This is a genomic window from Aquabacterium sp., from assembly GCF_036279675.1.
In the GTDB taxonomy this organism is placed as follows: domain Bacteria; phylum Pseudomonadota; class Gammaproteobacteria; order Burkholderiales; family Burkholderiaceae_C; genus Aquabacterium.
On sequence record NZ_DASUIS010000115.1, the window covers coordinates 1 to 8,706 of the forward strand.

At 64.8% G+C, this 8,706-nt stretch carries 8 protein-coding genes; all 8 read right to left on the reverse strand.

Annotated features, from left to right (window positions below):
* Nucleotides 1-427, reverse strand: a 427-nt coding sequence (locus tag VFW93_RS13490; protein ID WP_329694504.1) for an FHA domain-containing protein, incomplete at its 3' end; no start/stop codon positions are given.
* Nucleotides 428-551: 124 nt separating this feature from the next.
* Nucleotides 552-728, reverse strand: a complete 177-nt coding sequence (locus VFW93_RS13495; RefSeq protein WP_329694505.1) for a hypothetical protein — start codon at nt 726-728, stop codon at nt 552-554.
* On the reverse strand, nt 725-2,095 hold the full coding sequence (locus tag VFW93_RS13500; RefSeq protein ID WP_329694506.1) for a hypothetical protein: 1,371 nt from the start codon (nt 2,093-2,095) through the stop codon (nt 725-727). The genes VFW93_RS13495 and VFW93_RS13500 overlap by 4 nt, the downstream gene beginning before the upstream one ends.
* Before the next feature lie 10 nt (nt 2,096-2,105).
* Complete coding sequence (locus tag VFW93_RS13505) at nt 2,106-2,567, reverse strand: DUF4265 domain-containing protein (protein ID WP_329694507.1); 462 nt, start codon at nt 2,565-2,567, stop codon at nt 2,106-2,108.
* Nucleotides 2,564-5,959: an RHS repeat-associated core domain-containing protein gene (locus tag VFW93_RS13510; protein ID WP_329694508.1), complete on the reverse strand. Its 3,396-nt coding sequence runs from the start codon at nt 5,957-5,959 to the stop codon at nt 2,564-2,566. The genes VFW93_RS13505 and VFW93_RS13510 overlap by 4 nt, the downstream gene beginning before the upstream one ends.
* Complete coding sequence (locus VFW93_RS13515) at nt 5,940-6,428, reverse strand: DUF4150 domain-containing protein (RefSeq protein ID WP_329694509.1); 489 nt, start codon at nt 6,426-6,428, stop codon at nt 5,940-5,942. Before VFW93_RS13515 ends, VFW93_RS13510 begins: the two co-directional genes overlap by 20 nt.
* Nucleotides 6,428-7,453, reverse strand: coding sequence for a hypothetical protein (locus VFW93_RS13520; protein ID WP_329694510.1), 1,026 nt, complete (start codon nt 7,451-7,453; stop codon nt 6,428-6,430). The genes VFW93_RS13515 and VFW93_RS13520 overlap by 1 nt, the downstream gene beginning before the upstream one ends.
* Complete coding sequence (locus tag VFW93_RS13525) at nt 7,450-8,526, reverse strand: DUF2169 family type VI secretion system accessory protein (RefSeq protein WP_329694511.1); 1,077 nt, start codon at nt 8,524-8,526, stop codon at nt 7,450-7,452. Before VFW93_RS13525 ends, VFW93_RS13520 begins: the two co-directional genes overlap by 4 nt.
* Nucleotides 8,527-8,706: the final 180 nt, after the last annotated feature.

Here is an 8,706-nt window from a genome sequence, read left to right on the forward strand (position 1 = left end):
CCTGCATCAGGCTGGGGTCGGTGCGAGGCTCCTGGCCTGAGCCCACGATGACGGTGCGTGAGTCCACCGCAGCACGGCCCTTGGTGATCGTGCGCGCGGTGGCGTCGTTCTTCGAATAGGTGACCTGCAAGGCATAGGTGCCGATCTGCAGCTCGTCGTTTTCGTCGAGCAAGGCGCCCTCGCCCGGTGGGATGGGGCGGTTGTTGTGCCAGATCGGGTTGGCGTTGCCCACATTGAGCAGGCGCCAGCCATCCGGGCTGCGGCTGACTTCGGCCTGCAGACGGGAAATGCGGCGCTCCGGATCGGGCAGTGCCAGCGTGTTCGTGTCCGAGCGGCCAATGGTGCCGCCGCGCTCATCGAAATATGCGGAAATCGCCTGCGTCAAGGGCTGGCCAGCGAGGCTGACGGCGCGGATGAGCAAGTGCATGAAAGCTCCAGACTGCCCCGGTTTATAGAGATGGAGTAGGGGCGATATCCGAGATGTTGTCGGGGCGGCTGACCTTGGTCAATCAACGAAAGTCATGCGCGCAAACGCGCAAAACTGCGCGCGCTCAGACTTTGTGCTGCCACGCCTGCCAAAGCAGCACGGCCGCAAAGATCAGCGCCGTCATGAGGCGCCCCTTGGCGGCCGGCGTGATGCGCTTGTGTTTGACGATGTCCATCAAGGCGAGCACCAGCAGCACCGCCCCCACCGCCGCCAGCACCATCAGGGGATTGATGTTCATCATGCCGAGCCCACCTGTTCCTCATTCAACCATCGGCGCTGCCGCCATGCCGGTGCTGCCACGGGGAACAGCACACGTCCCGGTTGCAGCAGGCACAGGTACTCGGCCGCCATGATCCGCTGACGCTGGGCGCCTTGCTGGAGCACATCCAGCACGTGCGCAGGGCTGGGGGCGGCCCCCATGAAGTAGCGCTGGCCTTGGGCGAAGCGCCCGCCTTGGGCTTGCCACCAGGCCTGCACACGCAAGGGGTCGGGCCAGGGCAGGCTGTCATCCTCATCCATGGCAACGTCGGCTTCCTCCGGATCGTCGCTGGGGCCTGTTGCAGCGCCCTCCTCGGACGCCGCGCGCTCCAGGCCCTCGGTGACCAGGTTCACGCCGGTGATCAGGCTGAAGCACTCGCCGGCCAGTCGTGCCCACTTGTCATCTGCCATGTGGTGAATGAGCCAGGGCAGCACCTGCACATCGCCCACCCAGGCCACCATGCGCATCATGCGGCGCTTGATCACCGGATCGGTTTCGGCTGGCTGCGCCATCGCGCGCACCTGATCACGCCCCCAGTCCAGCGGCGCGGCCATCAAGGCCAGGCGGTGTGCTGCCTGAGGCGGAAACAGCTGGCCCGCTGGCGCCTGCACCAGCACGCTGCGCACCAGATCGTTGTGCCCCAGGCCCCAGAGCGTCAGGGCCCAGGCGGCAGCACGCTTGTCGTCCCAGGCTGGCGCCTCGGATGGCGCCTGACGCATCGGGGCGATCACCACGGTGGCGTGCTCATCGTGCGGCGCAGCAGGCCCAGGGACCAGCAACTGGCGCGCGGCATCAGCCAGATCACGCCGGCCCAGTTGCCCGGCGACACGCCAGGCACGCGCACGCACCTGCGCATCCTGATCGGACACCGCTTGCGACAACACGACGCCAGGATCCACCCGGTGCATCGCGCAAGCCGACAAGGCCCATGCGCGGTGCGCGGCAACCGTGCTGCCCAGCAAGGCCCGCACGGTCCCTTGCAGATCTTCCGAGGAGACCCACCCCAAGGCCGAAACCAGGCCTTGCTCGGCCTCTGGCAAGGCGCCGGCAAGGCTGACCAGTTGCGTCAACAGTGGCGCCTGACGCCCTTGCAGTGCAACGACGGCCAGGGCAAAGACGGCGCCCGGTGTCGGGGCCTCCAGCATGGCCTGCAAGGCGACGGTCCCCGCCTCACCAGACTCTGCCAGGCCATCGAGATGCGCCAGGATGCGCTCGTCCAGCCTGGCCAGTCGATGCAGCTGTACATGCGGCGCACGCAGCAGCACGGCACGAATCTGCCGCAAGATGGCCGCTTCTTCGGCGTGCTGCTGCACAACCGTCAGCAAAGGCGCGGGCGTGGCCACACTCATGCGAATCGCCTCAATCTTCTGCCTGCCCGTGCTGGTCGCAGGCGTCTTCAAACTCCAGGCCGCCTCGCTCCATGGCGGCCGTCAGGTAGGCCCGCACTTCCTTGAGTGACACATCCGGGCCGACATCGACTGCCACCAGGCGTTTGGAGTGCGCACCTTCTGTCGCGCAGCCCATCTGCTTGAGCGTGGCCCGCACCACATCGACCAGATCCAGGTCTTCAAAGATGATGCGCAAGGTGCTGTGCCCCTGACGCTGGTGCACCTGATCAAACACCAGTCGACCATCCTCTTCGTTGGCGCGAACGATGTCGCGGTTGCTGATCTCGTAGACAAAGAAGGGAATGTTGTCGAGCAACCAGAAGCCCTCTCCCGCAGGCTCGGCCCAGATGCCCTCCCAATCGAAGGGCGGATAGCCGTCTTCATCTTTCTCCAGCGGGAAGTTGACCTTGCGGCGCTGCTCTGCTTGTGTCATTCACATCCTCCATCGTCATCGGCCTGGGCGCGATTCTGCTCTTTGTAGTTCGGCTTGGGCTTGTCCCAATCCGCGCGATTGCATTTGCGACACAGAACCTGGCCATTGCACTCCGTAGCGCCCCCCCCAACCGACTCCGCTTCGATGTGATCGATCTGCCATTCATTTTGTGGCGGCGTTTCACCACGCTTGCTCTTCTTGGGCTTGATCACCGCACATTTGCATTTCTCGCAGGTGTGCGTGCCGTGAAAGGTGAAGTTCTCCGTCAGGATCAGGCCCTTGGTCTTGGGCGTGAACTTGACCAGGCCCAGCGGGTCGATCCAGGTCAGCGGATTGACGGCGTACTGATAGAGGTTGTCGCCGCCACCCAGGCCAATCGGATCGGACGATACGAAGCGCCCGATGTCCGGATCGTAGTAACGGTAGCGGTTGTAATGCAGCCCCGTTTCTTTGTCGTGGTACTGGCCCTGGTAGCGAATGGGCTGAGCCTGCGCATCACCTTGCTCGGTGGTGACGCGCCCCCAGCCAGAGAACTGCGCCTCCCACACGATGCGACCTTGCGCATCGGTCAACTCTCGCGGCAGCCCCACCTGATCGCACTGGTAGTAACGCATGGCGGGCGCTGCCCCGGTCGCTTCCCGTGGCTTGAACAGCTGCGCCAGGGGCACGAAGCTGGTGGATTCGTAGATGAAGGTCAAGGCGCCATGGGCGTCCTGCTGCTGCACCAGACGGTTGCCCTCCCACGCGAAGAGCGTGGCGCCATCTTCCGTGAGCTTGGCGACCCGCCTGCCGAATGCATCGTTGACATACCTGACATTGACCAGGCCATCGGGCCCAGTGGTGGTGGAACCCACCAGGCGATGTTCATCGTTCCACTGAAGCGTGATGGTGGTGTGGGCACCCACGCGCTTTTCCACCACGCGGCCATGGGCGTCATAGCGGTAGCGCTTGTCCTCGTGCACCAGCACCCGGTTGCCTTCGACCCGGCCCACCACGCCACCAGCAGCAGCCTGATCCACCAGATTGTGCGCAGGATCGAATGCGTAGACCTCATCGTTGAAGCGGGTCAGTCGATCCAGCGCATCGTATTGATAGCTTTGCGTGCGACCTCTGTCCAGGCACTGAACCAGACGCCCGGCCAGGTCATAGCTGAAGCTGCGCTCGATGTGCGTGCCGGCAGTCTGTGCACCAGGCACATCCGGCACACTGGCCTGGCTCGACAGAAGGCTCAACCGGCCGGCAGCGTCGTACTGCCGGCTTTGAAGCAGGCGGCCTTGCGTGCGGGAGATTTCGCGGTGCAGGGCGTCGCGTTCGATGTCGGTCACCGGCGCACCGTCGCACAGGATCTGGTGCGTGTGGCCATCACCGTAATGCAGGCGGCTCACCACCGTGCCATCCGGCAAGCTTGACTGAATGCGGTTGCCCAGTGGGTCGTATTCGTAGGCCAGCTTGTGCTCGCGGGAGCCCAGCGTGGTGTGCTCGCTGGCCAGGCGCCCGGCCTTGTCGTAGCCGAGGCGCACCAGCACCTCGGCGTTCTGGCCCAGGATCAACTGCCCTGCCTCGTCGTAGGCGAACAAGGCACGGCTTGCTGGCGTCGTGCGCTCCAGCAAGCGGCCCATGGCATCGCGCCGGTAGCGCGTAGGGATGGCCTGCTCATGGCCTGGTGCTTCGACCGTTTCGATCAGGTAGCCGGAAAGGTCGTAGGTGAAGTGCGTGCGGGTCTTGTCGAAACGCTCTTCGGCGATCAGCCTGTCCAGCGCATCGTAGGCAAAACGGTAGGCGTCGCCGTTCTCGTTGACCAAGGCCCCCAGCAGGCGGTGACGGTCGTACTTGTACTGCAGGCGCTGCCCCAGCGCATCGATGCGCTCCTCGATCTGCCCGTCCAGGCCATATCGATACCGCGTGGTGGTGCCCATGGCATTGGTGACCGACACCACCCGCCCGGCCAGATCGTATTCATAAGCTTCGGCACTGCCGTCCGCCAGCGTATGGCGCCGCACACGACCGAGCTCGTCGTAGCTCATGACCGTGGCCTGCCCCAGCGCATCGGTGATGCGCACCAGATTGCCCTCTTCGTCGTAGTCGAAGGTGGTGGTCTGGTTGGAGCAGTCGGTGTAGCGGATCAGTTGCCCCGCCGCATTGAATGCCTGCTTCTTCTTGCCGCCTTTGGCATCCTCGATCTCGACCACCAGCCCACGCTCGTCGAGCTTGTAGGCCGTCTCTGCACCATCAGGGGCCGTCTTGCCGACGAGGTTGCCGCGTTCGTCGTACCGGTACGCCGTCACGCGCCCGATGGGATCGGTCACCATCACCGGCAGGGCAAAGACCGGATGCCACTCCACCTTGGTGACCGCACCGGCTGCGTCGCGCAACTCGACCGGATTGCCCCGCTCGTCGAACGAGGCTTCCGTGACCAGACCGGCTGGATCGATGATGGCGCGCACATTGCCATGGCGGTCCAGGCCGCGCCGCGTGAAGCCACCCGCCTGATCGCTGTAGCCTGACCAACGCCGGTCGGCATCCAGGTGGTAGCGCGTCACCCGCCCCGCGTGGTCCGTCACCTCGGTCACATCAGACAGATAGCGCAACTGCCAGCTCTGGCCCACGTTGTTGCCACTGCGAACCACCTTGGCACCGGGCCCGGCCCCCTCGTACTCGTACCAGGCCTCGAACTGACCGGCGTGAACCTGCCGGGTCAGCAAGCGGTCGTCGTTGTACTCGAACAGGCGCACTTCGTCGCCCAGGCGGTTGAACACCTTGGCGAGGTCCCCGCGCAAGGAATAGGTGTAGCGCACCAGCCTGACTGGCTGCGCCCTCACGGCCACGACCTCTGCCAGACGCTGGTTCTCGAAGCGCAACAGCAAGGTCTGCCCGCCGCTGCAACGAACCTGCACCGCCCGCAACACGCCTTGCTCGAACTGATGGGTCAGGTCAATGCGGTTGCCGTTGCGATCATGCACGCCAGCCAGCGCGTGGCTGACGCCCATGCGCTCGCCAAAGGTGTAGGTCACGCCATCGGACGTCTCCAGGCTGTAGACCCCCTGCGCGCTGCGGCGCAATGTCAGACGCTCGAATGGCGAGTAGTGGTCCGTGCCGGGCTCCAGCCGCGGAAACCGGATGTGGCGCCCGAATGGATCGACATAGTCCATGTGCTCGATGGCCACACCACGAGGATCAGGGCTGACCTCCAGCGAGACCGCCAGTGCACAGCCCCAGCCACGACCAAACCAGCCTTCACGCTGGTTCGTGGAGCGATAGCTGCGCTGCCAGTCCAGTGGCAGGGGCCCCTCCAGCACGAAGTCCAGATCAGGCTTGCGCCCCAGGACGCAGGCCCCGGCAACCGGATTGACCTGGGAGCCCTTGCAGAAGGGATCAGAGAGGGCACTGTTCATCAGAACCCCCGCTGCTCATGGAAGGCGGCGCCATGCCATCGATATGGGGCATGGGCGGCGTGTTGCCGGGCATGGAGCCCGCGTGGTTGTTCGTGGTGATGTCCAGGTGACGGACGACGTTTTCGCCTTCCACCTTCACGTCCATCGACCACATGTTGAAGTAGACCTTGCCCATGTTCTTGCTGGTGACGACACCCTTCTTGGGCGCGGAGCCCGCCTCGTCACCCGAACTCTTGCTGAAGCAGGACTTGTTCTTGAGCATGACCTCCTTGCCGGAGATCTGGACCGAGGTCGACCCATCCGTGGCATCGGACGCCATGCCCGTGTTCGGGTAGGGGATGGGCACACCCGGCGGCGTGGCAGGGGTCATCGGCGGGGTCATGCAGACATCAGGAAAGGCGCAGATCGTCTTGCCCGAAGCTGCCTTGCACGACACCTCCATCATGTTGGCGAATACTTTGTTGGCCATCACGCCCCCTTGAATTGCAGTGCCATCGCGGCGCGAGGCCCGGCATCGTTGGCCATGTGGGCCAGCACGCGAGGGCCCTTGGCGTAACCCTTGCGGGCCGCAGCTTGTGCCAGGGCCACGATGGCGATGCCGGCCAGCGCGCCCGCCTCACCCGTGCATTCGGCGGGATGCCACAGGTCGAATTCGGGCCTGGACTGGCGCACCGTGCGGGCCAGGGCCAGTGCCGCCTCCTTGAAGTAATACTGCTCGCCGGAGAGGTCGGTGATGCGGTAGTCGAAATCGTCCACACGCAACCCGGCCTCCTGAGCGGCGCCCTTGATGGCCGCGGACAGGCCTTCGGCCCGCAATGGCAGTTCGCTGTCGATGTGGGCCTCCTCGATGGCGAAACCCAGGCCCGTGCACAGCAGTTGAGCGCCCGCCGTCGGACGGCCGACCAGCAAGGCCCCCGCGCCCTCGCCCACCATGAAGCCATTGGCGTTGTCTTGCGTCAGCAGGCGGCCTTCACGGTCGAGGTGGTCCAGCGTGGGCCAGTGCAAGAGGCTGTCTGTGGCCACGATCAACACCCGAGACGCGCGCCCCGCCTCCAGCAACTTGCGCGACAAGGCCATGGCCACAGGCACACTCACCCTGCCCTGTGCGATCACGGCGGAATCAGGAGAGAACGTCAACTGCAACTCGGCCTGCAGGCGCGCCAGCACGCTGTCGTCCAGATCGGCCATGCGACCCGGACGCTCCTTCTCGGCCACGCACAGGAGCATGGGGATGCCGATGCACTGGGCGGCCGTTGCACCAGGCAGGGCTTCGCGAACGGCAGCCACCGCCATGGCCACCAGCCGCGCCACACCGGACAGGCCTGGCACCATGGCCACGCCATGCGCCAGGATCCACTGGCCCGTGCTGTCCATGAATCGGGTGGGCGAAGGATTGCTGACCTTGGCCCGAAATGCCGCACAGGATGCCGCAGCCGTGTGCCCCACCGCCGTGACCAGGCCCACGCCTTCAATGGCCAATGGTGTCACCGTCATCGCGAGCCCCCTGCGCTGGCCATCGCCGCGCCCTCAACAGGCGCGTCCAGACGCTCCTGCCCATGCACACCCACCTGCACGCGCGCGATCTCATGGATGCTCTTGCGCAGCGGCCGCGTCACGCGCCAGGTCAGGGTCAATCGACCGGCATCGGGCTCCAGCACGATGGTATCGAGCACACCCTTGCATGGCTCTCTCTCCCCACGCTTGGGATAGATCGTCACGGGCGCCTCGAAATAGGGCAACACAAAGCTACGCACGCCATCGGGCGTGAAGCCCTGCAACTGCACCGCCACCGGCCCCTGAGGGAACGCCATCTGCTGATCCTCCGGTGCCGACTGGTGATAGCGCTCGTCGAAATCCTTGGGCAGGAAGGGAAAGACGTCGTCCATCCAGGCCTGGTCATAGGTCCCTGCAAAGCGTGCACGCTGCGGCCATGCACGACCCAGCGGGCCAAAGGCCACGGGGCGACATTCATCGGTGGGAAAGCTCACCCCCTCCGAGGGCATCTCGACATTGGGCAAAGGCGTGCCATCTACCCAGGCGTTCTTCAAGTGCCGATGCCAACCTCGCCCGGCCGGATTCGCCACATACGCATCATGTTCGCGCTCGTCCTCGCTGAACCTGTCCAGGCCGCCAAAAGCACGGTCATACGACACCGGCATCGTCACAAAAGGCTGCGGCGAAGAAGCACTGATCCCGGTGAGGCCGGCCTGCCAGACCCGATCCCCCACCACATCGGCCATCTTGTCGATCGTGCCAACCTTCATGCCCACGCGCATGCGTGTGACAGCCTCACCGGCAGGCGCATGCGCACTGCCCACCAGCAAGACATCACAACGTTGCTTGCGCGGCGCAAAATCAGACTCATACAAGATGGCACTGAGCCCTGGCTCGCCGGAGAACACATCGGCCAGCACCAATGGCACCTGCTTGTCATGCAGGCGCACCTGCCCGCCAGGCTCCGGCAAGGTGAACGTGCCTTTCACGACAACGACCAGCAACTCGCGCCCACTGGGCTCCAGCCCCACGTTGTAGCCCGCAACCATGCGGGTGGCATTGATCAGCTGCATGTGGTGAGCCTTCGGTCAGTTCAACTGCACCGAGCCACCCTTGACCCGATTGACACCACTGGAGCGGCTCAGCACATAGGTGCCGTCGATCAGGACCTTGCCTGCCTTGGTCAAGGTGATGCTGGCCTCGCCGCAACGCAGCACCAGTTGCTCCTTGGCAGACACGATCATGCGTTCGCC

Bases quoted from the DNA above. Each gene is read 5' to 3' on its own strand.
- VFW93_RS13510 (WP_329694508.1), bottom strand. From the start codon at position 5,959: ATGAACAGTGCCCTCTCTGATCCCTTCTGCAAGGGCTCCCAGGTCAAT.
- VFW93_RS13520 (WP_329694510.1), bottom strand. From the start codon at position 7,453: ATGACGGTGACACCATTGGCCATTGAAGGCGTGGGCCTGGTCACGGCG.
- VFW93_RS13495 (WP_329694505.1), bottom strand. From the start codon at position 728: ATGATGAACATCAATCCCCTGATGGTGCTGGCGGCGGTGGGGGCGGTG.
- VFW93_RS13500 (WP_329694506.1), bottom strand. From the start codon at position 2,095: ATGAGTGTGGCCACGCCCGCGCCTTTGCTGACGGTTGTGCAGCAGCAC.
- VFW93_RS13515 (WP_329694509.1), bottom strand. From the start codon at position 6,428: ATGGCCAACAAAGTATTCGCCAACATGATGGAGGTGTCGTGCAAGGCA.
- VFW93_RS13505 (WP_329694507.1), bottom strand. From the start codon at position 2,567: ATGACACAAGCAGAGCAGCGCCGCAAGGTCAACTTCCCGCTGGAGAAA.
- VFW93_RS13525 (WP_329694511.1), bottom strand. From the start codon at position 8,526: ATGCAGCTGATCAATGCCACCCGCATGGTTGCGGGCTACAACGTGGGG.